We start from the raw sequence: 23,498 nt of genomic DNA, 5'->3' as shown, positions 1-23,498 counted from the left end.
GAGCAGGTGCGAAAGCAGGACTTAGTGATCCGGCTGTACATTGTGGAATGGCAGTCGCTCAACGGATAAAAGTTACCCTGGGGATAACAGGCTTATCTTGCCCAAGAGATCACATCGACGGCAAGGTTTGGCACCTCGATGTCGGCTCATCGCATCCTGGAGCTGGAGTCGGTTCCAAGGGTTGGGCTGTTCGCCCATTAAAGCGGTACGCGAGCTGGGTTCAAAACGTCGTGAGACAGTTTGGTCCCTATCTGATGTGGGCGTTGGAATATTGATGAGAGCCGCTCTTAGTACGAGAGGACCGGAGTGGACGTACCACTGGTGTTCCAGTTGTTCCGCCAGGAGCATAGCTGGGTAGCTAAGTACGGAAAGGATAACCGCTGAAAGCATCTAAGTGGGAAGCCTCCTCAGAGATAAGTATTCCCTTGAGATTCCTTATAGACTATGAGGTTGATAGGTTGGAGGTGTAAGCGTAGTAATACGTTGAGCTGACCAATACTAATAAATCGATCGGTTTAAAAGTAGAAGTGTATTTATGACATTTCAATGAATTATTGTTACTATTCAGTTTTCAGAGAACATGTGTCACAAGTGTGACATTTTTTATTTCATTTTTTTACCAAAAAGCCTATAAAACAATTAAAAAAGTAAAAAAATTAAAATAGTTTTAATACTATTTTAATTAGTCTTTGAATTGCTCTACAAATTCTTTTAATCAAGCCACTTGATGATTTCTAACACGTAATAAAGATCTATTTTTAGCTTTAATATTTCCACTTGAAGGACTAGCTGAGTATTTAGAGATTGAGAACATACTTGTATCATTTTCTGCATCGCCAAAACAAATTGTTCGATTTAAATCAAGATTATATTTTTGAGCAACATTTTTAACTGCTTCACCTTTAGTTGCATCTGTTCTCATAATATCAGCAAGAGTCGATTGTGATCTTACTAAATAAACATCAAATTGTTTTAAATATTCTTTTAAATTTGCTAACTTTTCTTCTGTTGTACAAGGTATATGTATTAAGAACTTACAAATTCTATATTTTTCTAATTCATTAAAGAACTCACCTTGTTTATAATTTTCACCAACACTTGCAGCATAATTACGCATTTCAAGATATTTGCAATTACTATTTTCACAACCTAAAACATAATTAGGCGAATACATTAGGAATTCCATATCTTGACTTTTTAAATATTTGTAAATACTTTTAACTGTTTCCTTATCTATTTCATATGCTTTTAATAAACTATGGTCTTTGTTATATATAATTGCTCCATTAGAACAAATAATTGGAAACTCAGTTGGAACTTCTTCAATATGATGCAATGTATACAATGGACGTCCAGTTGCTACAATAATATTTTTGCCCATTTTCTTAAGTTCTTTTAATGCGTCAATATTTTCTTTTAAAATAGCTTTATTTTCATTTAAAAGAGTACCATCCATATCAAATACAAAGTTATCAACCATTGAAAGATCAAATCAATCCTTTTTTATCCTCAATTTATATCAATGATCTCTTTTACTTGTATTAATAATATAAGGTTCTTTAATATCTGCAAAATTAACTTTTTGTATTTCAACGATTTCAAAAATAAAGAAATTGTTTTTATCTGTTTCATCGTAAAAACTTATTAATTTTCCCTTAGCATATGAATCAAGTATTTTTGAATTTAAATATAAAAATTCTTCTCGATGAATGTTTTTAATTTTGTTTAATAAATCAGATTTTATCTTTAATTTCATTGTTCATCCTTATCAAATTATTATATATATTTTAGCAAACATTTAGATATTCAAAAGCTTAATGGAATTTTTGTGAAAAATAAGCAATTTATTTAAATGACTATTTTAATTTCTTAAGCAATAAAAATAAAATTCTTTTTTGAAAACAATTAACAATTTGACTAAAAACACTATAAATAAGCTTTATAAGTTAAAAAAAATTATTATAAAAAAAATAAATTATTCTATTACAAAAAGACAAATTAGTATATAATATATATGCTTTTTATTATCTTATTGATTTAGAAAGTGAAGCATTGAAAGTAGGAGAAGTAGCTCAGCTTGGCAGAGCGCTACGTTTGGGACGTAGTGGTCGCAGGTTCAAATCCTGTCTTCTTCACCATGTGGGGGATTAGCTCATTTGGCTAGAGCACTTGCCTTGCACGCAAGGGGTGGTGGGTTCGAATCCCATATCCTCCACCATTTATGGCGTTGTAGCTCAGTTGGTTAGAGCATCCGGTTCATACCCGGAAGGTCATGAGTTCGACTCTCATCGACGCTACCATTATATGGAGAAAATCCTAACTGCTTTGGACCTATAGCTCAACGGCAGAGCAACCGGCTCATAACCGGTTGGTTACTGGTTCGAATCCAGTTGGGTCCACCAAGGGTGATTACCCAAGCCTGGCTGAAGGGACTAGTCTTGAAAACTAGCAGGGGCTTCACGGCCCGCGGGGGTTCGAATCCCTCATCACCCGCCATTTGTTCTTTATGAACACCTAAATAAAAAAATATCACATCGCGGAGTGGAGAAGTTTGGTATCTCGCGAGGCTCATAACCTCGAGGCCGCTGGTTCGAGTCCAGCCTCCGCCACCAATTGGTCCAGTGGTAAAGTGGTTTAATACGTCTCCCTGTCACGGAGAAGATCGCGGGTTCAATTCCCGTCTGGACCGCCATTATGGCTCTGTAGCTCAGTTGGTAGAGCAACGGACTGAAGCTCCGTGTGTCGCTGGTTCGATTCCTGCCGGAGCCACCATATCATTATTTAATGTACTTCGTCTTGACGAAGTTTTTTTATTCCTTTTTATGATAAAACTGATTTTATTTATAAAAAAATAATGTTAAATTATTAATAACGATTAATAAAAAGGAACAATTAAACTTTAAATTTATTAACATATTTGATGGAATAGGTGGATTTCATATTGCTATGAACAATTTAGGTGGTCAACGCGTTTTCGCATCAGAATGAGATAAAAATGCAAGAAAAGCATATGCGACAAATTTTAAAAATAGCAAAAATTTATTCAATGAAAATAATGAACCAACTAATTTTTTTGCAGGTGATATAACTTTAATAAATCCAAAAATATATCTGATCATAATGTACTTTGTGCAAGTTTTACATGTTAGCCTTTTTCCTAAATAGGCTATAAAAAAGGTTTTGGAGATACAAGATGTACTTTATTTTTTAATATAGCTGAAATAATAAAAGTAAAGCAACCTAAAATTATTTTTCTAGAAAATGTTAGAGAATTAAAAAATTATAATAATGGTAAAAGTTTTTAAATTATCCAAAATACATTGAATGAATTAGATTACAATTTTCATTTTTAAATAGTTAAAGCTTTTGATTTTAATTTGCAACAGCATAGACCAAGATTATTTATGCTTGGAATAAGAAAAGATTTTAAATATAATTTCACTTTTCCAAAACCAATACCATTAACCAAAAAACTTAATTGAGTTTTTGACAATGCAGAAGTAAATAAAGAAATAGGTTATACATTAAGAGTAGGTGGTAAAGGTTCATGATTAAATAATAGAAGAAACTGAGACACTATTTAGTTAATAATGAAGCCAAAAGATTACAAAGTTTTTCAGATGATTTTATATTTTTAGTTGCAAAATTAGTTGTAACGAAGCAACTAGGCAACTCAGTACAATTAATGCAATAGAAGCTGTAGACTGCGAGATAGTAAAATTTTTAAAGAAAAAATTAAATTGAGACATATATTAAATAATCACTTATAATAGAGTTAGTTAATTAACTTGATCTTATAGCTCAATGGACAGAGTGTTGGGTTTCGGCCCCAAAGGTTAAGGGTTCGAGTCCCTTTAAGATCGCCATATGTTTAAGCACCAAAATATTTAGTCAGTCATTAGACTGATTTTTTATTTTTTTCAAATTTTTACATTGCTAGAGAAGCATTCCAAAATAAAAACAATATAGTATAATTAGGAACATGACAACAAAAGAGAATGAAATTAAAAAAATTAAAAAATTGATTATTCCTGCAGCTGGCTGAGGAACAAGATTTTTACCTATGACAAAAATTATTCATAAAGAATTAGTGCCTATTCTTGATACACCTGTTATTGATAGATTAGTTAATGAAGCACTTGATTCAGGTATTGAGGAAATTTTAATTGTTTTAAGTGAAAGGAAAAAGGATTTATTAAAATTTTTCTCAGTTGATCAAGATTTACAAACAGAATTAATTATCAAAGGTAAAAAAGATATTTTAGAAAAAGTTAAAAGAACAAATCGCTCTTCATGTATTACTAGAGTAATTCAAAAGGAACAATTTGGTTTAGGTCATGCACTTGCAAGTTGTAAAGAATATATTGACAATGAGCCGTTTGCTATTATTTTAGGTGATGACTTAATTAAATCAAAAACTCCTGCTATTAAGCAATTAATCGAGTTTTATAATAAAACTGGAGCAAATGTTATTGGTGTACAATCAGTAGCAAAAGAATATATTCATAAATATGGAATTGTTAATCCAATAAACTTGAAAGATAAAGATAAGAAATATTTTGAAATTAATGGTGCAGTTGAAAAACCTAAGGCTGATAAAGCACCATCAAATAAAGCTATACTTGGACGTTATGTCTTTAATCCAGAAATTTTAGATATCTTATCTAGAATTGAATATGATGGCAAAAATGAAATTCAAGCAGTTGATGCATTTGATGAATTAATGAAAAAATATAAACAAAAAATTTATGCCTATGAATTTGAAGGCATCAGATATGATCTTGGATCAATGGAAGGCTTTGTTAAAGCAAACATTGATTATGCTTTAGAAGAACCTGAAATTGCAGACAAGATTAAAAGTTTTATTAATGAAAAAGTTAAAGAATTTTAATTTTTTCACAAATTAATAAATTATAAAAAGTTTAAACAATAAAAGAAAAAAAGAATTAAATAATTCTTAAAAAACAATTTTCTTTAGTTGTTTATCTTTTTTATTTTTTGTTTATTTCGCATTTGAATAAAGCAAAAAATATTTTATATACTAGTTATTCAAATAATCATGTATTTGCAAAAAAGAAATGTCAAAATAAAAAATATGAAAAAAATATCTTTATTAATTGGTGGAATAGTTGTTCTACAAATTCTATTTTTTCAGCTTTTTATACAAATAAAAAGAAGAAAATATTGAGACAAATAACATTATGACAAAAGATGATTCAAACACAAAATTCATAATGATGACTTTTAGAATAAATCAAATTTAAGCAGTCAATTTAAGAAAATGCATTTTTCTTTAAACTTACCACCCCCACTTTTGGAAATAATATGAAAATAGTCAACTAAATAAAAATTTAAACAATTTTAATTTTTTTAATATAATTTTATATATAAGAATGTGGTGTTTATATTATGAAGAAAAAACAATTTATTAAATTATTGGTAGGGTCTTTTTCTTTAATATCCTTACCTTTTTTATCAACTCAATGTAGCTTTTTTGAAATGAATAAAACACAAGAAAAAAACAAAGATGAAATTCAAAATGACTTAAATAATGCGGTTGAAAAAATCAAAATTTGATGAGATAAAGATAATCTTGAAGCAAGTAAAAAAGCTCAAATTGATGTTAAAAATTTAAATGATGAAGAGATTAAAAATGAATTAAAATTTTACAATTGCGCAACATATTTAGTTGAAGTTAAAAGCATAAAAAAAGATGATCAAGAAGGTACAATAACTGTTAATTTTGTATTAAAAGATGAAAAAAATAATCTAAAAAGTAAAAGTTTTAAAATCACTTTCACAGGTTTTAAAGCTAATAAAATTAACAAACAAGAAATTGTTGATAAGCTTAATAAATCCGTTAAAAATGTTAAGGTTGAAGTTGAAAAAATAGCTGAAAAATTAACCTCTGAAATTTTACTAAAAGACTTGTTTTATAGTGGTTTTGATAAAAACACAGAAGAAGTTATTTTTAAAAATTGAGCTAAAACTAACAATGAAATTAAAGTAACTTTTACATTAAAAAATAAAAATTATAACTTAGAAAGTAATGAGTTTACATATATATTAACAGGCTTTAAAGTTAGCAAAAATATTAGTGGCGAAACAGTTGAAGAATTAAATGAAATAGCTAAAAAAATTGTTTTTGATGTTAATAATAAACAAAACATTTTTAGTAATAGTGTCATTGATTATACTCAACTAAAAGTAGCAAACATTGACTCAACAAAATACAACATTACTTATAACAAATTAGAGTGCTTACCAACTTCAGTCAAAGTTCATTTTCAAATAAATAATAAAGACAATACTTTTAGTGATATTCAGGTATTTGAAATTACTGGTTTTAAAGTAGCTAAATCTAAAATTCGTATCGGAATGTGGAATATTTTAAATTTATATGAAACATCTGAAGAATACAAAAAATATGGTTTAGCTAGTGTTATTGAACATTTAAATCTTGATGTTATTGGGCTTATTGAAAATAAAACAAAAGCTTCAGCACAAAAATTTTGTGAATACTTAAAAAAATTTACGGGAAACAACAATTGAGAATTAATAGCTTCTGATAATACTATTCACAATCCTAAATTAGCCCCAACTTCAAAACAACATGAATGTCCAGCCTTTATTTATAAAAAAGATAAGATTGCTATTGAAAAATTTATTAATGGCAAGGAATGATTAGGTTATGACAATAGCACTTTTGTTGTTAATGAAGAAAACAATAATCTTGGTTATGTTAGACCTCCAATGGGAGTTAAATTTAAAACTTTAGGACCAATTCAAAATAATTTCACTTTTGTTATAGATCATTTAGATAGTCCAGGAGCAGCAAAAAGTGGCGAATCAAAATCAAGTTTATTAAGTAAGCAAGGCGCTCAAGAAGCTGATGAAGCTTACAACTTAAAGAACCTTATGGATTGATTTGATCAACAAGATGGTGACAATGATGATCTTATTTTTGTGGGCGATACCAACATAAAACTAGGAAATCAAGCAACTGCTTTTAGTGAAATACTAAAAGATCAATATTATAAAGCACTGTTAACTGACTCAAAACAACACAAGAGTTCATTGAGTAATAGTACATGGGGAAAATATTCTGAACCTTATGACAAGATTTTTACTAGAACCAATTTAAAATATGAAAACGCAAACTTCTTTCCTTTATACGATATTTTTAAAGATAATATTCTCAAAGATTATCAAACAATAGAAGAATGAAAAACATATGTTGATACTATTAGAAAAAAAACTTACGATAAAGATTTAAAATATATCTTTCATGCAATTAGTGATCACTCCCCTATATATTTTGATTTAATTTTAGATCCTAATGACATTCTTTAAAGACAAGTAGGCAATTAGCCTGCTTTTTATTTTCATTTATTAAACTTTTGTTATATAATAAAAAGCACTTGTGGAACAGTACTCAAGTCGGTCGAAGAGGCGGTCCTGCTAAGACTGTAGGGGTGGCAACACCCGCGGAGGTTCGAATCCTCTCTGTTCCGCCATTTTTTTATTTTTTTAAGATTTAAATAAAATTATTATGAATAATTTAAAAGGAAAGTATTAATATGTAAAATGTAAAAAAAATCAAAAATGGCAAAGTTAATGAAAACAATAAAGAAGAAGTAAAGCATGATGAAGATTGTTGCTTCTTTCCAAAATTGAATGAAGATCCTAAAGAAAATGAAAGACGTTGAAATGAAATAGTTGAGAGAACTCGAGATATAATTATAAGATTTAACGAATTAAAAGCAAATAGAAGAGCTAGATACACAAAGAAATGAGAAAACAATAAAAACTTAAAAAGTAAGATAAGAAGAACATTAATTTTAAGAATTAGTGTTTTTTATATTTTTTAATAGCAACTAACAAGTTTTTTAAACTATATTATATTAATTAATATATAATAAAAACATTGTTTATTTAAGGAGAAAAGATGAACAAAAAAGACTATTCCAATTATCAAGGCTTGACTTCAAAAGAAGTTGAAGCAAACCTTGCAAAGTATGGTGAAAACGCTTTAATTAAAAAGAAAAAACTAAATCCAATAGTTGCTTTCTTTAGACAATTTGTTGATCCAATGGTTATTCTTTTAATCATAGCGGCAGCAATTAGTTTAACTTTGGCAATTGTTGAACATTTTCAAGGCGGAAAAAGCACAACCGATTTAATTATCTCTTATGTTGAACCTGGAATTATTATGCTAGTTATTATTTTAAATAGTATGTTAGGAGCTTATCAAGAGGTCAAAAGTGATCAAGCGGTGCGAGCCCTTGAAAAAGTTAATCAGGTCAATGCTACAGTAATTAGGGATGGCAAAGTCCAAATTATTCCCGCTAATTTATTAGTGCCTGGTGACTTAGTTGTTTTAGCTGCAGGAGATACAATTAATGCTGATGGTCGCTTAATTGAAGCTTCAAACTTAGAAGTTGTAGAAGCTTCATTAACTGGTGAAAGTTTACCAGTAAGTAAAGTCGCAAATTTAAATGCAACTGATGACAAAATCTTAGCTAACAACAAACACTTAGTTTACTCAGGCACTTATGTAATTAATGGACGGGCAACTTTTGTAGTTGAACATACAGCTAGTGAAACTGAAATTGGCAAAATTAATTCAATGATTCAAAAACAAAATAAAAATGCAACACCACTACAAATCAAACTTAATAAATTAAGCAAATGATTTGGTTATGGTGGAATTATCCTTTTATTCGTAAGCTTTATTTTACAAATTATTTTAAATAATGTTCACTCAGGAAATTGAACAAATTCACAAGTTTATACTAATGCTTTAGTCACTGGAATCTCACTTGCAGTTGCTGCTATTCCAGAAGGCCTTATTACTTTTACCACTGTTCTATTATCAATTGGTGTTAGTCAGATGTCCAAACAAAAAGGGTTGGTTAAAAACCTTTTAGCAGTTGAAACCCTAGGTTCTGCTTCAATTATTTGTAGTGATAAAACAGGAACACTAACAGAAAATAAAATGACAGTAGTTGATGCTTATCGTTTTAGAACTCTTTGAAGTGCAAACAAGAAAGAAGAATTATTTAGGCCGCTTGCTAAATATTTAGCTTTATGTAACGATGCTTTTATTACTTTAGAAGCTAATAATGAATGAAAAGAAGTAGGTGATCCCACTGAAACAGGCCTTTTAAGATACTCTTATTCTTATGGTTATAAAAAAGAAGAATTACTTAAAGAATATCCAATTTTAGCATCTTTGCCTTTCGATTCAAATCGTAAAATGCACTCTGTAGTATTCAAAGAAAAAGATAGAATGCTTTTAGTTACTAAAGGTGCTCCTGATGTTTTATTAAAAAGATGTAATAATTTAACTATTGATGATATTAAAGAAATTAATCACCAATGAGCTGACAAATCTTATCGTGTTTTAGCAGTTGCTAAAAAAGTCGTAAAGCACAGTAAAATAGACTTTAAGGACGAAAATGATCTAGAATTTGTTGGCCTTGTTGCTATGATTGATCCACCTCGGGCAGAGGTTGCAAATTCAATTAGAGAAGCTCAAGGTGCTGGTATTAAAGTTGTTATGATCACAGGTGATCAAGTAACTACAGCAAGAGCTATAGCTCAAAATTTAGGCATTTATCAAGAAAGCGATACTTGTCTTGAAGGCAAAGATTTAGCCAAAATGAGTGAAGAAGAATTAAGAGCTAAAGTTGAACATATTTCAGTTTATGCTCGTGTTAATCCTGAAGACAAATTAAGAATTGTTCAAGCATGACAATCACACCAAAAAGTAGTTGCTATGACTGGTGATGGTGTTAATGATGCTCCCGCTCTTAAAACTAGTGACATTGGTTGTGCTATGGGAATTACAGGAACTGAAGTTTCAAAACAAGCAGCTGATTTAATCTTAGTTGACGATAACTTCAATACTATTGTTAATTCAGTAAGAAATGGTCGTTTAATTTTTGACAAAATCAAAACAGTGATACTTAACTTATTAATTAGCTCACTAACAGAAATTTTAGTAATGCTTATTGGTATGGTCGCTTTCTTCTTAGCATATAAAGATTATTATCCAGATGGATTTTACATTTTTGGAGCTAGCCAATTATTATGAATTAATTTATTAACTCATGGACTTCCAGCTATTGCACTTGGTTTTGTTGATAGTGGAAAAGATGTTATGAAACGTAAACCATTTTCAAAAAGCGAAAGTATTTTTGCTCGAGGAATGGGAATTAAATTACTTTGACAAAGTGCTTTAGTAAGTTTATTATCACTTATTTCTTATGCACTTGGAGCTGAGTGAGCTATTAAAAATGATCCAGCTAATTTAGTTAAAATCGCTTCAACAACAGCATTTATTACAATGTGTGTTGCAGCTTCATTAAATAGTATTAATTTAATGAGTGATAAAAGTATTTTTATTAGCAATATTAAAAAATACTGACCAGTTGTTTTAGCTGCTAGCTTCTCAACTTTCTCAACTTTATTTGTTGCATTAGTGCCTCAAGTAGCTAAAGTATTTAGAATGTATGAATGCATTTATGCAAGCAATGGTATCTTAATTTGAATGTCATTACCTTTAGCTTTAGGTTTAACTATTGCAAATGAAATTAAGAAAATAATTATTTTCATTAAAGCAAACAAGCTAATAAAATCAATTTAGTTCATGCTTAAAAAACCTAGACAACTTGATTTGTCTAGGTTTTTTAATGCGATAAAAAAACTGATTAAGTGCAGCTTTTAATCTTCGTTATCTTCAAGGAAGTTAGTAACAATTATTGCTTCTTCTTCAGAATTTTTTTGTGAATTATTTTGTTGTATTTTTTCTTCTACATTAAAAGTAGTTGTATCTCTTTTTCAACGATATCCTGTAACTCTTGTTGCAAATCTTGTGTTTTCTTTAATTTCTATTTTTAATAAAATAGCTGCAACTATTAAAATAATAAATAAGGTAAAAGGTCCAAACATTGTTAGAGTGAAATAATATCATCATTTCTTTGTTGATAATTCTATTAAAAGAATAATTCAAAAAACTAACAATATAAAACCAAATAGAGATAATAAGAAAAGTGATGTTATTTGCATCGTTTCATTTTTAAATACATAGAAAGTAATCAATGAACTTAAACTAATCAAAAAAAATAAAATGAAGACAATAATACTTATTAAAACTTTTTTAAAATTAAATTTAGTTCCTCTAAATTTAATTTTTTCTTTTGGCTTTGGTTTTTCTTTGTTTTTAAAATTATCTTGTGCTTGTTGATTATTAGCACCATTTTTTGCTTGTCAATTATTACTTTGCATAAATCAATTATATTAAAATTTAAGTTAAATTGTTCAAATTATTATTTTTTAATTTTCAAAATCAAGTAGTTAAATAAAAAACAAGCTTATAGCTTGCTTGATCAAAATTTGATATGGCAGGGGTTATAGGAATCGAACCCATGCGAGCAGTTTTGGAGACTGCGGTACTACCATTATACTAAACCCCTATAAAATAGGCTTATTTGCCAAATTTAAAGTGACAAATATCGCCATCTTGCATTACATAATTTTTACCTTCTGATCTAATTTTTCCTGCATTACGAGCGCCTAATTCGCCATTATTATCAATGTAATCTTGATAACTAATTACATCTGCTTTAATAAATTTCTTTTCAAAATCTGAGTGAATTATGCCAGCACAAGCAGGAGCTAACATTCCATCATGAAACACTCAAGCTTTAACTTCCATTTCACCAGCTGTAAAATAAGTTTTAAGTTTTAACAAATCAAAAGCTTCTCTAGCAAGAAGGTCTAAACCACTAAATTTAATGTTGTAGCTATCTAACCATTCTTTGCTTTCACTTTCATCCATTTGGCTAATTTCGCTTTCGAGTTGAACACAAATAGGCAAAATTTTTACATCGTCTTCAACACTAACTTTTAATTGTTTATATAAAGGAGCATTTTCATACTCTGCTATTTCTTCAGCTGACATATTAGCAACATAAATCATTGGTTTTGAAGTTAAAAGATGATAATTTTTAATTAATTTTTCTTCATCTTCACTTAAATTTTTAATCATTCTTGCTGGTTTATTATTTTCTAAAAGATCTTTGATTTTTAAAGCTAAATTTTCTTCTAAAATAGCTTCCTTGTCACCACTTTTAGCTTTTTTGTGAATTCTATTAATAATATTATTAATGGTTTCTAAATCAGCTAACATTAATTCCATATTAATAACATCTTTATCATTAACTGGATTAACTTCATTAGCCACATGCATTATATTTTTATCATCAAAACATCTAACTACATGCACAACAGCATCGACTTCACGAATATTACCTAAAAATTTATTGCCTAAGCCTTCACCTTTACTTGCACCTTTAACTAAACCTGCAATATCAACGAAGTCAAAAGTTGCAGGTACAATTCTTCCAGGTTTAACTATCTTTGCTAATTCATATAATCTTGGATCTTTAAGCGGGACACTACTAATATTTGGTTCAATTGTTGTAAAAGCATAATTAGAAGCTTCAACTTGATATTTAGTTAAAGCACTAAAAAGTGTACTTTTTCCAACATTTGGTAATCCAACAATACCAGCTTTTAATGACATAATATTCTCCTTTGTTTATTTAAAAATTATATTTTTAAAATACTTATTAAATGATACATTAAAATTACTTTTTTAATAATAATTTAACAAACTGGATAGTTTAAAATTTTTCTAATTTAGCTGTTTTATAGTTATTCAAGTAAATACAATATTATAAATTAAACAACAATTTTATTCTTTCAACTATATTAAAAATCTTTGCATATTTAAGAAGTCTTTTCAAATCATGCTTTGAATCTTTATATAGTTCTATAGTCGTTTGACATAATTTTGGTTCATATTTATTGATATCCAAAATTAAGTCACAAATTATTCTTTCTTTATTGTATGTTTTAGCATAATTGCCAAACATTATTTTAACTTTTTCAACTCCTAAATTTAGTTTTCAATCTATAATTCTATGGCATTTAATTTTCTTATCAATTTTTGATGTATTGTAATTTGTACTAAAATTTGCTTCTGTTCTATGATATAAAACATTGGTAATTTTTTGCAAAAACATTGCACTAATTCAAAAAAAATGCACTTTTTGTATTTCAATTGAAATACATAATGTTCATCATCTGCAGTATCAATATCTACATATATTCCCCTATCAATTTTTACAATTAATTTTTTTCAATTAAGAATTTCAAATAATTTCTTGAAATTTTGTTTTTATCTAAAATTGCTGTGGACATATAACCATTGTTTTCTTTTATTAATTCTTTAATTTTATCAATTACACTCATATTAATATTTTTATTCAATTATATATTTAATTAGGCACAGTTGTTGTATAAAAATAAAATAAAAAACGCCTGCTCGCGCAAGTGTTTTAGCATTTATAAGCCACGTTTTGTACCCTCTCAGGTGCTAACAATTTATCTAGTTGATTAATCAACTCTTTTCTTTGGTTCAATTTCCGTTGAAAAGTTCCCCTACCAATATTTGGGTTTCTAACTCATGGAGTTTACCGCGTTTCACAATTCTCGTCTCTGTGGCACTAGTCGTCTAAGCCTAGGCTTATTGGGCCTAGCATGATCACTACAACCATCGCAGGTTGTGCTAGCGTGGACTTTCCTCTACTCTTTCAAGCAGCTGTTAGCCAATGCTTGATTTATTATATCAATTTTTATCATTTTTTTGTTAATTTTGTTTAAACTTCAAATTCAAGTTGCAAAAATGAGGTCCCTTAGTTTAGAACCCTCATTTTTAAATTCAACAATTGAATATTTTCGCTTATCTTTATTGATTGCCATATTCTTTTAAACTGTTTTTTAATTTTTTTCAAACTTTCATAATTTTTTTATAATACCCATTTTTTTACCATAATCAAATAATCTTTTATAATTTTGATTTAAATTTTAGATGTTTTAAAAGTTACGGTCTTGTTTCAAGATCGTAATCATCAATACTTTCAACTAAATCGCAAATAATTCTTTCTTTATTATATGTTGTTACATAATTTCCAAAAATGGTTTTAACTTTTTCTTTTCCTAAATTAAGTTTTCATTCAACTAAGCGATGAGCCTTAATATCTTTATTTACTTTTGAAGTATTATAGTCATGCTTAAAATTTGCCTCGATTTTGTAATATAAAGTATCATTTATGTTTTGCAAATACATTGCACTATTTTCTAAAAAAACAATGTTCTTTATATTTGAGTTCATAAAAATAATATTGGTCAATAACTTCTAGTGGATTGATGCAAATTCCTCTCTATAATTTAGAAATAAAATTATTTTCAATTAATTTTTTATGTAATTCCTTGAGATATTATTTTTTGATAATTTTTCTTTTGTTTTCATTTACTTTATTTTATATTTGAATATAAATTAAATAGGTGCTATTGTACAAAAAATTATCCATTAATAAAGAATTTTATTAAGAACCTTTCAAATCCAATTGTTGGATCAGTTTTTCCTTCTTTTATATCTTGGTCAAGTTTTGCAAGAGATTTAATCATTCTTCTAATTTTTAAAGTGCCAAGTCTTGTTAATAAATAACTGACTTTTTTAACTCTATATTGATTAATTTTAAAATCGCTTGCTAAATTTTCTAAAGTTTTACCTATATTTTTATATGCATAAATTTGGTTAGCTAAAATAAATAATTGTGAAGTTTGTGCAATTAAAACAGTAACATCAACTCCTTCAATTAATTTTTCTTTATATTTTTTCCAAATAAGATTGAAATCATTTGTTTCAAAACTATTGCTAAAACCAAAAGCGTCTTCTACATAAATATCAATTACTGAAACATTAATCATATTTTCAGTTATGTGTTTATTTTGATTAATTAATTTATCAATTTCTAAGTTAATTAAATAAAGATCATTTGGTATTTTTTTAAGTAAAGCGCTGGTTGCTAAAGCATCAATAGTACCGCCTTTTTGTTGTACTAATGAAACAACTTTTTTAGTTAATTGATTATCATCAATACTATTAGCTTCAATAAAATTATTTTGCTGCAATTTGTTGAAAATAAAATTAGTAAAAAAGTTTTTATTTATTTGCTCTTTATTGCTTATGTTTGTATTTACAAAAATTAATTCATCACTTGAATTATTGTCAATACTTTTAATTAAATTATTAACATTAGTTTCATCATTTGAGCTTAATTTTTTTTCAAAGTAAAATAAATCATTAATTACAATGATTCTTTTTTTATTAAACAAATCTCCACTGCTTATAAATTGAATTAAACTATCAACATTTTCATCGTTTTCAATGTTAAATGTTGTAATAGCAGAATTTGGAAATTTTTTAACGATTTTATTGATTTCTTGTTCAATAAAAAAATTTTCTGAGCCATAAATAAAATTCATACTTTTTAATTATATGCAATATTAGATGAAATAAGTATTATTTCTTAACTTATTTTTCTAATTTCTTGATTTTGTTTTTGATTATTTCATATCATCGTCTAGTTCTTGAAAAAAGATCTTCTAAAAAATTAATTCTTTCATCAAGATATAAAGCTAATTGATCATCGGTTTGTTTAAATTCAATATCCTTAAAAAAGAAATGAATTAATTCATTGCGATCTTCAACAACTTTAGATAATTCTAAATGTTCATTTTTGCTCAAAATGCCATTTTGATAGGCTTTTTGGCTTAAATTACCAAAAGTATTTTCATACAAACTTCTAAAGATTTTTTGAGCTTCAGAAGATGCTTCTAGCACAACTTTTAAAAATAAATTATGTTTAAATTTACCTTTTTTTTCATATTCATCGATTGTTTTTTTTAAAGTGATTAAATATGTTAAACGATATTCAAGTTTTTGTACACTATGAACAACAGTTCCAGTTAAATAGTGAATGTGATTCATTTTTTCTTGAATTTTTATGTTAAGATATTTCATTCGCTCTTTCATTATTTATTTCCTTTTTTGTATTTTTCAACTACACTTTTCGCTTTTGTTAATCAATGATGAATTGTGCTTTTGCTTTTAATTAAATTATGCTCTTTTTCAAGTGATAAAATGATGTTAGATAAAGGCGCTTCTGGATTATTTAGAACTGTTTTATAAAGTAATATTTGCTCATCTTTGAATTTATTTTCAAGTTTGTTTTCAAAAATATAATTTAAGTTTTCAATATGTTTTACATTAGCTTCCACTGCCTTTTTAATATTATAAATATCTATGTTATTTATTCGATTAAAACTATTCTCAAAGTCCCTTTTTATCGTAATATCGGTAAATTTATAAAATGATTCTAAAGCTAAAATTGCTTTCAAAAAATCTTCAATTTTTTCTTTTTGTTTGACATAAATTATGTATTTATTTTGGTGTTTTAATTTTTGAAAATTAAAGTAATATTCATTCAATTTGCTCATAATAATATCTATAAAATTTTCATAGTTTGAGCTTAATTGCAAGTGGTATGAAGTTTTACCAAGATTGCTAATACTTCCACCTGTTTGAAATACTCCACCAAAGAATAAAGAAGGCTTTAAAAATTTTACATCTAAGTCAATATCTTTTTTATTTAAAACTATTGTTTTAGAATTTTTAATTTGATAATCTAAGTTTACTTTTTTAATTAATTCAATTATTAAATAAAAAAATTCTTCATCACGAATGTTTAAATGAATGGAATCATTTTTAATTAAGCCATTTCCAAAAATTAAACCTCTTAAGTATTCAAGAGATTCAACTTCATTTTTTTTGCGATTGATAATTTCATTTTTAACGAATTTAGTAAAGTTCATATATAAATATTTTAGTATATTATTGATTTTATTTATTGCAAAAAAGCAAAATAAAAACTTGCCCAAAAGCAAGTATTATTTTTAATATTAAACTAATTGATCGAAGATATCGTCACCTGTTTCTTCAATAGTTTTAACACCTCAGTTACGGGCAACAATATTTCCACTTGTTCCTAAACCAAGAACATCTTCAAGAACTTTAGGTTTTTTGAATCTTTTTGAAAAGATTGTTAAAGGAAGTAATTCACGAGTGTGGTTGAATCCTGGATAAAGAGGATCATTACCGTGGTCACTTGTTATAATTAATAAGTCGTCTTCTTTCATAGCATTAATTAATTTACCTAATTTTGAGTCAAGTAATGCAATGTTTGAAGCATAACCATCAACATCTCTACGGTGTCCATAGTGCGAGTCAAATTGAACTAAGTTTGTGAATACAAATGTGTTTTCTGGTCTTTCTTCTGCACATTTAATTGTAAGGTCCATACCATGAGCATCACCATCTGAGTGAAGCGATTCACTAATACCTTGACCTACGAAAATGTCAAAGATTTTACCAATACCAATAACATTAACACCAGCTTTTTGTAATTCATTTAGAATCATTGGACGAGGTTGGTTTGCATAGTCATGTCGGTTGAATGTTCTTGTGTATTTTCCTTTTTCACCAATAAATGGTCTAACAATAATACGTCCAACATTTCATTCTGGTTTGCTTGAACAAATTTGTCTTGCTGCTTTGCCATAACGATATAAGTTGTCTAAACCTATTCATTCTTCATGAGCTGCAATTTGTAATACTGAGTCCATTGATGTATAAACAATAATTGAACCATCTTTCTTTTGTTGTTCTGCATATTCATCAATCATTTCAGTACCTGAACCTGATTTGTTGCAAATAATTTTACGACCATCAAAAGCTTTAGATAATTCATCTAATAAATCTTGAGGGAAACCATTTTCAGTAAATGTAGGGAATGGAACCATTGTTTTAATTCCCATCATTTCTCAGTGACCTGCAAGAGTATCTTTTGCATTTGAAACTTCTTGAATTCTTGTCATGTAAGCTTTTTGATCTTTGTAACGATAATTACCTTCTAAAGTTGTGATATTTCCAATTCCTAATTTTTTTCATGTGTCAATAAAGAACATTGAGCTTTTTGAAGCTGAAAGAATTGTGTTAGCGCCTTTGTCACCAAAAGCTCTTTGATCTTTATCTGGTCCAATTCCTAGACCATCTGTAACAATCATAAAAACACGTTTAAATTTTGCCATTTTTCTCCTTTATTTATTTAATATATGTTTGTGAATGTAAATTAATCTTTATTATTTTAATACTTTATTTACATTTTTTTAATTTTTGCAATATTAATAATAGTTTTGTCACGGCCGCTAACTCTTTTACTTAAGTAATTAGCACTGGCATTGACATAATCGCCTTCAATATTTTTATTTTTTCAATAGTTTGTTAATTTTTCATTATATGGAACAATTTCATCAACAACTTGTGCATATGAATATTGTTCATAGTAAATTCTATTAATTTTTGGTTTAAGATCTGCTTTTTTAGCTGCTTTACCAACTGTTAAAGCAACTGCTGGAAAAGCTGAGTTTTTGATTTTAAGTAATCTATTGATTTCACTAATGTGTCCTCTAACTCCTCCAATAAAGCATGTTCCTAAATCCAATTCAGTAGCAGCATCTTGAAGCATTGTTGCTTGAATAAAAGCATCTCCAACTGAAAGTAATAATGAGTTGAGAGTTTTATTTTCAATATTTTTATTTTTAGTTTTTAAGACATAATCAATACGATTATTGTCAGCTAAAAAGATAAAAAACATTGAGCATTCTCTAACTTGTTTTTGTTGTAAAATTTCAGCTAATTTGTCCTTAGTATTTTGGTCTTCAATTACAATAACTGAAGAAGCAAAATAGTTGTTACTTGTTGGTGCATTTTGAATAGTTTTGATCAATTTTTCTTTATCTTCTTCACTAATTTCATAGCCAATTTGATAATCTCTTGTTGATCCTCTTTTTAAATTATTTTCAATAAAAGACATGCGATTTTACCTCCTAAAATTCAAGTTATTTTTTGCAGAAAATTACATTTTAAAAAATAACTATTTTAATTATATTAAAAAATGTTTTTATTATTACAAAAAATTAAATTAATTAAAAAATATAAAACAAGATTTTTACCAAAAGTCCTGTTTTATAGTTGTTTTCATTAAAATTTAAAAGTTTAATTTAGATAAATTCCATTTTCTTCAAGGTATTTATTTAGCTCATAAAAAATAGTTTGATTTACTTTTGAAATACAAATTTGCAAGAAAATTTTTAAATCATTATACATGTAATAAATTGATTTTAATTCTTTGGTTCAACGTTGCTCACTCATGTGGTTACCGCACAAAAATCCACCTTTATAAAATTTAAAATCACACAAGTTGCTTGGACTATTGCATTCACAACATTTGTTTACATTTACATCTAGTCCAAAATAGTTTAAAGTATGAGCTAAAAGATAAGTATAAAGCATTGAATTTTTGCCTAATCCTAAGTAATTTAAACAGTTAACATAAGTTTCAAATAATGTGTAATAAGGCTTAGGAAAATGCTTTAATAAATTAACTGCTTTTTGAATAAAAATTAAATTAAAACGATTTGAATAATCTATGTCTGAAATTAAAGTGGCTTTTTTAAGCAAGCTCACTTTGTTGTTCAATCGAGCTTGAAAATATTCAATTTCAACTAAGGATCCTATTTGTAAGTTAACTCGATTTTTTGACTCACTTTTATTTACACCTTTTGCTAAAAGTGAGAAAATTCCATTTTTTGAATAAACTTGAACAATAGCATCATTATCACTTGTATTAGCATTTTGAATGTCTAAAACAACAACTTGTAAAATTTTTTCAGCCATAATTCTCCTAATAAATTAATTTAATTACTATATTTAATATTAATTTTAATATTTATTTATTGTATTTTTTCTTTTTTGTTAAAATAGTTTTACTTGATTATAAATAATCTTTTAATTATCACAAGGAGTAAGAATGACTTTAGAAGAAATTAGAAAAGTTTTTTTGAATATTCTTGAATCAACGCCGGGGGTTTATGGAATCTGTGAAAATGCAGAACAATGTCCTAATTTAGGCCAAGAATATTTAAGTATTCAAAATATAAACAATGAATGGCATTTCAGCGCTACAATTATTATTTTAAAATATGCTAATGCAAAAAATGTTGTTAACTCAATTAGTTCTCACTTAAGATACGAACTCAATAAGAAAAAGGAACATTTAGGCAAATTAAATGTATTTATAGGAGGTCTTGCAAATGACTAAGATTTTAGACGGTAAGCTTTTTTGTCAACTTTTTATTTCCGGAGCTAATAACATTATTAACTCTAAAAATAAGATCGACGCTTTAAATGTTTTTCCTGTTCCAGATGGCGACACAGGAACTAACATGTCATCAACAGCTCAAGCTGCTGCTGATGCTTTGGCTTTAAATAACTCAAATCACTTAGGTGAAGTAACTAACACTATTTCAAGAAATATGCTTTTAGGAGCTCGCGGAAACTCAGGTGTTATTTTAAGCCAAATTTTTAAAGGTTTTGCAATTGCGTTTAAAGAAGTTGAAAGCGTTGACATTAAAGGACTTTTAGAAGGATTTAAGCAAGCGACTAAAAAAGCTTATTCATCAGTTTTAAAACCTGTTGAAGGTACCATTTTAACAGTTATTAGAGAAACAACAGAAGCATTAGAAAAAGAAGTAAATAATAAAACTTCACTAGAAGAATTTTTCAAATTAGCTAAAAATGCAGCTCGTAAAGCATGTGACAATACTCCTAACAAATTAAAGATCTTACGTGAAGTTGGCGTAACTGACTCAGGTGGTGAAGGATTATATACAATTATTAGTGGTATGGAAGCAGCATTAAATGCTGAAGCCATTAAAATTAGTGAATCAGAAGAAAACATTGATACTTTTATCAGCTCAAAAGAAGTTTATGATGGCGAATTTGGTTATTGTACTGAATTCATTATTGAATTAAATGACGAAAAAGACTTTGATAAAGCTAATTTTGAAAAATCATTACTTAAAAAAGCTAATTCTTTAGTTGTAGTTCAAGATGAAAAAATTGTTAAAGTTCATGGTCATACATTAAAACCTGGTGATATGTTAAACTTTGGTCAAAAATATGGTGAATTTATTAAAATAAAGTCAGAAAATATGACTCGTCAAGCAAGTGAAAGTCGTAATAAAAACGTTATTATTAACCAAAATGATGAACAATCAAACAAAAAATGTGCCATTATTTCATGTAACTTAGGCAGTGGAATTATTGCAAGAATGAAAGAATTTGGAGTTGACGCTATTATTGAAAGTGGTCAGACACAAAACCCTTCAGCTCAAGATATTATTGATGCAATTAACTCAGTAAATAGCAAAAACGTTTTCATTTTACCTAATAACTCAAACATTTTCCTAGCAGCTGAACAAGCAGCTCAAGCTATTACAAATAAAAAGGTATTTATTATTCAAACTAGAAGTCAAATTCAAGGATTAACAGCTTTAATGAACTTTAATTCTGAATCAAGTCCTAAAGAAAACCGTGAAACAATGTCTGAATCTATTAAGCTTGTAACCACAGCTGAAGTAACCCAAGCAATTAGAAGCACAAAAATTGACAATGTTAAAATCAAAGAAGGTCAATTCATTGGCATTACTGATGGCAAGATTTTAGTTAGTGAAAATAACTACATTGATGCAGCTAAAAAATTGATTAAAAAATCAATTAACAGTGATCATGAACTTGTTACAGTTTACTATGGAAATGATGCAAGTGAAGTTGATGCTAACGAAATTAAAAACTTTTTAGAAAGCCATTATGATGTTGAAGTTGAAGTAGTGAATGGTGCTCAACCTAACTACCACTTCATTATTGGTTTTGAATAAAATAAGGAGCAAAATGTACAAAATAGCATTTGATATTAATGGCAATGACAACGGCATTAATTCAGCTTTAGCAGCAACTAAATTATTTTTAAAAACCAACAAAAATTATGCAATTATTTTAGTTGGTCCTAAGGCTGAAATTGAAAAATATTATGGCAAAAACATGCCAGAAAATTTAGAAATAATTGACAACTCATCAGTGCCAAGCGATGTTAAAAACATTCGCCAATCTTTAAGAGAAAATACCTCAATGAATGTTGCACTTGATTTAGTAGCAAATAAAAAAGCAGATGCTGTACTTTCTTCAGGAGACTCTGGCACATATCTTGCAGCTGCTACTTTTAAAGTTAAAAGATTAGAAGGCATTTCAAGAGCAGCATTTATGCCCTTAATGCCTACAATCACAGGACGTAAATTCTTACTTCTTGATGTTGGAGCTAACTTAGAAACCACAAGTGATTATTTAGTTGAATGAACTAAAATTGCAAATTCTTTTGATCGTGTTTTATTAAAAAACTTAGCACCTCGTTGTGCATTAATTAACATCGGAACTGAAGACTATAAAGGAACAGAATTAATTAAAGAAGCAAATAATAAACTTAAAGAACAACATCAATTAAATTACATTGGCTTTCAAGAACCTCGTGATTTATTAAATGGTGTTTGTGATGTAGCAGTAATCGATGGCTATGGTGGTAACTTAATTCTTAAGAGTCTTGAAGGTGCAATTTTAAGTTTTAAAAATTTATTAACTAGCAAAATTAAATTGAAACCAATTAGAAAATTAGGTTACCTTTTAGCTCGTGGTGCATTTAAAGATGTAGCTGAAACTCTTGATTATCGTAATGTTGGAGCTGCTTGAATCGCTGGGGTTAATGGTGTTGTAATTAAAAGCCATGGAAGTAGTGATGAAAAAGCTTACTATGGAGCACTTAATCAAATAAAATTAGCTTTAGATAACCACATTTTATCTGAGGTTAAAAAAGACTTAAATATTAATGAAGAGTAGAAAGAAAAATAATAAATAATGGATGAAATTAAACAAACTATTCAAGAATTTTTAAAAGCTTGAAACATCAATTATCACAATTTAGGATACTATCGTCAAGCTGTAACTCACGGTTCATATTTTGGACTCAAAAAAAATCAAAACAAAAATAATGTGAGTGAAAGAGTTGGCAATTATCAAGATCTTGAATTTCTCGGAGACGCTATTTTACAGTATCTTTCGTCAGATTTTGTATTCAAAAAATTTCCAAATTTAAGTGCTGGTAATATGACTTTAATTCGTTCTAAATTAGTTTGCACAAAGTCACTAAATGAAATTAGCACTAAAATTGGATTAAAAGATTTTTTACTAACTGCACCTGGTCAAATGAGTAAAGATGCTAAACGCTCAGTTAAAGTTGGCGCTGACATTTTTGAAGCCTTTATTGCTGCTATTTATTTGGATACAAATCTAAAAGTAGTCAAAGAATTTTTAAACAAAACTGTTTTTGATATCAAAATTGGAGACTTTGACATCAAGCATCTTAAAGATGCTAAAACTGCTTTTCAAGAACAAATTCAATCATTCAGTAAACTAGCTGTTATGTATATAGTTAGTGAAAAAAGTCCAACTGAATTTGAAGCTCACGCAGTTCACGACAATAAAATTTATGGTATTGGTTTTGGTAAAAGCAAAGCTGAAGCCGAAGAAAATGCTGCACTAGATGCATTGCATAAAATGAAAAAATAAAAAT

Annotated in this window: 22 protein-coding genes, 11 tRNA genes, 1 other RNA gene, 1 pseudogene and 2 other annotated features; of the genes and pseudogenes, 21 read left to right on the top strand and 14 right to left on the bottom strand. The window is 27.9% G+C overall.

Annotated elements, in window-relative coordinates; genetic code table 4:
- Positions 1-82 precede the first annotated feature (82 nt).
- Positions 83-242 (top strand) — a sequence feature (23S ribosomal RNA rRNA prediction is too short).
- Positions 243-261: 19 nt separating this feature from the next.
- Positions 262-510: a sequence feature (23S ribosomal RNA rRNA prediction is too short), on the top strand.
- A gap of 172 nt (positions 511-682) precedes the next feature.
- Positions 683-1,756: a Cof-type HAD-IIB family hydrolase gene (locus tag MBIO_RS00405; protein ID WP_013526981.1), complete on the bottom strand. Its 1,074-nt coding sequence runs from the start codon at positions 1,754-1,756 to the stop codon at positions 683-685.
- 305 nt (positions 1,757-2,061) lie between these two features.
- Here MBIO_RS00405 and MBIO_RS00400 point away from each other — a divergent pair.
- The 17 genes and pseudogenes from MBIO_RS00400 to MBIO_RS00325 all read left to right on the top strand — a co-directional run bounded on the left by MBIO_RS00400 (position 2,062) and on the right by MBIO_RS00325 (position 10,651).
- Positions 2,062-2,138, top strand: a tRNA-Pro gene (locus MBIO_RS00400).
- A 3-nt stretch (positions 2,139-2,141) separates the two neighbouring features.
- Positions 2,142-2,218: transfer RNA gene (locus tag MBIO_RS00395), tRNA-Ala, on the top strand.
- 5 nt (positions 2,219-2,223) lie between these two features.
- A tRNA-Met gene (locus MBIO_RS00390) sits at positions 2,224-2,300 on the top strand.
- A gap of 27 nt (positions 2,301-2,327) precedes the next feature.
- A tRNA-Ile gene (locus tag MBIO_RS00385) sits at positions 2,328-2,402 on the top strand.
- 1 nt (position 2,403) lies between these two features.
- Positions 2,404-2,496: transfer RNA gene (locus MBIO_RS00380), tRNA-Ser, on the top strand.
- Positions 2,497-2,535: 39 nt separating this feature from the next.
- Positions 2,536-2,612 (top strand) — tRNA-Met (locus tag MBIO_RS00375).
- Positions 2,613-2,615: 3 nt separating this feature from the next.
- Positions 2,616-2,692, top strand: a tRNA-Asp gene (locus tag MBIO_RS00370).
- Positions 2,693-2,696: 4 nt separating this feature from the next.
- A tRNA-Phe gene (locus MBIO_RS00365) sits at positions 2,697-2,772 on the top strand.
- A gap of 174 nt (positions 2,773-2,946) precedes the next feature.
- The gene (locus tag MBIO_RS04770) at positions 2,947-3,165 is read left to right on the top strand and encodes a hypothetical protein (RefSeq protein ID WP_013526980.1); all 219 of its coding nucleotides are present in this window, start codon (positions 2,947-2,949) and stop codon (positions 3,163-3,165) included.
- Positions 3,162-3,584 (top strand): annotated as a pseudogene (dcm, locus tag MBIO_RS05190) (DNA (cytosine-5-)-methyltransferase). Before MBIO_RS04770 ends, dcm begins: the two are co-directional and overlap by 4 nt.
- Positions 3,569-3,694, top strand: a complete 126-nt coding sequence (locus MBIO_RS05305) for a DNA cytosine methyltransferase (protein WP_129622083.1) — start codon at positions 3,569-3,571, stop codon at positions 3,692-3,694. Before dcm ends, MBIO_RS05305 begins: the two are co-directional and overlap by 16 nt.
- Before the next feature lie 96 nt (positions 3,695-3,790).
- Positions 3,791-3,866, top strand: a tRNA-Arg gene (locus tag MBIO_RS00350).
- Between the two features lie 116 nt (positions 3,867-3,982).
- Positions 3,983-4,891 (top strand): UTP--glucose-1-phosphate uridylyltransferase, encoded by a 909-nt coding sequence (locus MBIO_RS00345; protein ID WP_013526978.1) that lies wholly within the window; start codon positions 3,983-3,985, stop codon positions 4,889-4,891.
- Between the two features lie 608 nt (positions 4,892-5,499).
- Positions 5,500-7,353, top strand: coding sequence for an endonuclease/exonuclease/phosphatase family protein (locus tag MBIO_RS00340; protein WP_232048379.1), 1,854 nt, complete (start codon positions 5,500-5,502; stop codon positions 7,351-7,353).
- 72 nt (positions 7,354-7,425) lie between these two features.
- A tRNA-Ser gene (locus MBIO_RS00335) sits at positions 7,426-7,517 on the top strand.
- Between the two features lie 156 nt (positions 7,518-7,673).
- Positions 7,674-7,871 (top strand): hypothetical protein, encoded by a 198-nt coding sequence (locus MBIO_RS00330; protein WP_013526975.1) that lies wholly within the window; start codon positions 7,674-7,676, stop codon positions 7,869-7,871.
- Between the two features lie 77 nt (positions 7,872-7,948).
- Positions 7,949-10,651, top strand: coding sequence for a cation-translocating P-type ATPase (locus MBIO_RS00325; protein ID WP_013526974.1), 2,703 nt, complete (start codon positions 7,949-7,951; stop codon positions 10,649-10,651).
- 77 nt (positions 10,652-10,728) lie between these two features.
- Here MBIO_RS00325 and MBIO_RS00320 read toward each other — a convergent pair whose 3' ends face one another.
- The 13 genes from MBIO_RS00320 to recO all read right to left on the bottom strand — a co-directional run bounded on the left by MBIO_RS00320 (position 10,729) and on the right by recO (position 19,714).
- Positions 10,729-11,292 carry a hypothetical protein gene (locus MBIO_RS00320; protein ID WP_013526973.1) on the bottom strand — a complete coding sequence of 188 codons (564 nt, stop codon included), beginning with the start codon at positions 11,290-11,292 and terminating at the stop codon, positions 10,729-10,731.
- A gap of 114 nt (positions 11,293-11,406) precedes the next feature.
- A tRNA-Trp gene (locus MBIO_RS00315) sits at positions 11,407-11,480 on the bottom strand.
- An 11-nt stretch (positions 11,481-11,491) separates the two neighbouring features.
- A complete protein-coding gene (gene ychF, locus MBIO_RS00310; RefSeq protein WP_013354755.1) occupies positions 11,492-12,592 on the bottom strand; it encodes a redox-regulated ATPase YchF in 1,101 nt (366 codons plus the stop codon).
- Between the two features lie 151 nt (positions 12,593-12,743).
- The gene (locus tag MBIO_RS00305; RefSeq protein WP_013526972.1) at positions 12,744-13,094 is read right to left on the bottom strand and encodes a transcriptional regulator; all 351 of its coding nucleotides are present in this window, start codon (positions 13,092-13,094) and stop codon (positions 12,744-12,746) included.
- A 106-nt stretch (positions 13,095-13,200) separates the two neighbouring features.
- Positions 13,201-13,323, bottom strand: coding sequence for a hypothetical protein (locus tag MBIO_RS04955; RefSeq protein ID WP_013354753.1), 123 nt, complete (start codon positions 13,321-13,323; stop codon positions 13,201-13,203).
- A gap of 91 nt (positions 13,324-13,414) precedes the next feature.
- An RNA gene (gene rnpB, locus MBIO_RS04580) (RNase P RNA component class B) lies at positions 13,415-13,687 on the bottom strand.
- 267 nt (positions 13,688-13,954) lie between these two features.
- The gene (locus MBIO_RS00300; protein ID WP_013354752.1) at positions 13,955-14,245 is read right to left on the bottom strand and encodes a transcriptional regulator; all 291 of its coding nucleotides are present in this window, start codon (positions 14,243-14,245) and stop codon (positions 13,955-13,957) included.
- A 191-nt stretch (positions 14,246-14,436) separates the two neighbouring features.
- Positions 14,437-15,402, bottom strand: coding sequence for a DNA polymerase III subunit delta (holA, locus tag MBIO_RS00295; protein WP_013526971.1), 966 nt, complete (start codon positions 15,400-15,402; stop codon positions 14,437-14,439).
- A 49-nt stretch (positions 15,403-15,451) separates the two neighbouring features.
- Entirely contained in the window at positions 15,452-15,952 is a 501-nt protein-coding gene (locus tag MBIO_RS00290) for a hypothetical protein (RefSeq protein WP_013354750.1), read from the bottom strand.
- The gene (gene whiA / locus MBIO_RS00285; protein ID WP_013526969.1) at positions 15,952-16,791 is read right to left on the bottom strand and encodes a DNA-binding protein WhiA; all 840 of its coding nucleotides are present in this window, start codon (positions 16,789-16,791) and stop codon (positions 15,952-15,954) included. The genes MBIO_RS00290 and whiA overlap by 1 nt, the downstream gene beginning before the upstream one ends.
- An 87-nt stretch (positions 16,792-16,878) precedes the next feature.
- Positions 16,879-18,066: a phosphopentomutase gene (locus MBIO_RS00280; RefSeq protein WP_013526968.1), complete on the bottom strand. Its 1,188-nt coding sequence runs from the start codon at positions 18,064-18,066 to the stop codon at positions 16,879-16,881.
- A gap of 68 nt (positions 18,067-18,134) precedes the next feature.
- Positions 18,135-18,851: a nitroreductase family protein gene (locus tag MBIO_RS00275; protein ID WP_013354747.1), complete on the bottom strand. Its 717-nt coding sequence runs from the start codon at positions 18,849-18,851 to the stop codon at positions 18,135-18,137.
- A gap of 182 nt (positions 18,852-19,033) precedes the next feature.
- On the bottom strand, positions 19,034-19,714 hold the full coding sequence (recO, locus tag MBIO_RS00270; RefSeq protein WP_013354746.1) for a DNA repair protein RecO: 681 nt from the start codon (positions 19,712-19,714) through the stop codon (positions 19,034-19,036).
- Positions 19,715-19,847: 133 nt separating this feature from the next.
- Here recO and MBIO_RS00265 point away from each other — a divergent pair, with 133 nt between their 5' ends.
- The 4 genes from MBIO_RS00265 to rnc are packed head-to-tail and all read left to right on the top strand — an operon-like array spanning position 19,848 to position 23,494.
- Entirely contained in the window at positions 19,848-20,138 is a 291-nt protein-coding gene (locus MBIO_RS00265) for a hypothetical protein (protein ID WP_013354745.1), read from the top strand.
- On the top strand, positions 20,131-21,756 hold the full coding sequence (locus MBIO_RS00260) for a DAK2 domain-containing protein (protein WP_013354744.1): 1,626 nt from the start codon (positions 20,131-20,133) through the stop codon (positions 21,754-21,756). The genes MBIO_RS00265 and MBIO_RS00260 overlap by 8 nt, the downstream gene beginning before the upstream one ends.
- 13 nt (positions 21,757-21,769) lie before the next feature.
- Positions 21,770-22,765, top strand: coding sequence for a phosphate acyltransferase PlsX (gene plsX / locus MBIO_RS00255; RefSeq protein ID WP_013526967.1), 996 nt, complete (start codon positions 21,770-21,772; stop codon positions 22,763-22,765).
- An 18-nt stretch (positions 22,766-22,783) separates the two neighbouring features.
- Positions 22,784-23,494 (top strand): ribonuclease III, encoded by a 711-nt coding sequence (rnc, locus tag MBIO_RS00250; protein WP_013354742.1) that lies wholly within the window; start codon positions 22,784-22,786, stop codon positions 23,492-23,494.
- The last annotated feature ends 4 nt before the right edge of the window (positions 23,495-23,498 follow it).

This window comes from Mycoplasmopsis fermentans PG18 (assembly GCF_000209735.1).
GTDB classification, from domain to species: Bacteria; Bacillota_I; Bacilli_A; order Mycoplasmatales; family Metamycoplasmataceae; genus Mycoplasmopsis; species Mycoplasmopsis fermentans.
Note: the sequence above shows the minus strand (reverse complement) of the source record. Positions and strands in the feature narration are given on the sequence as shown.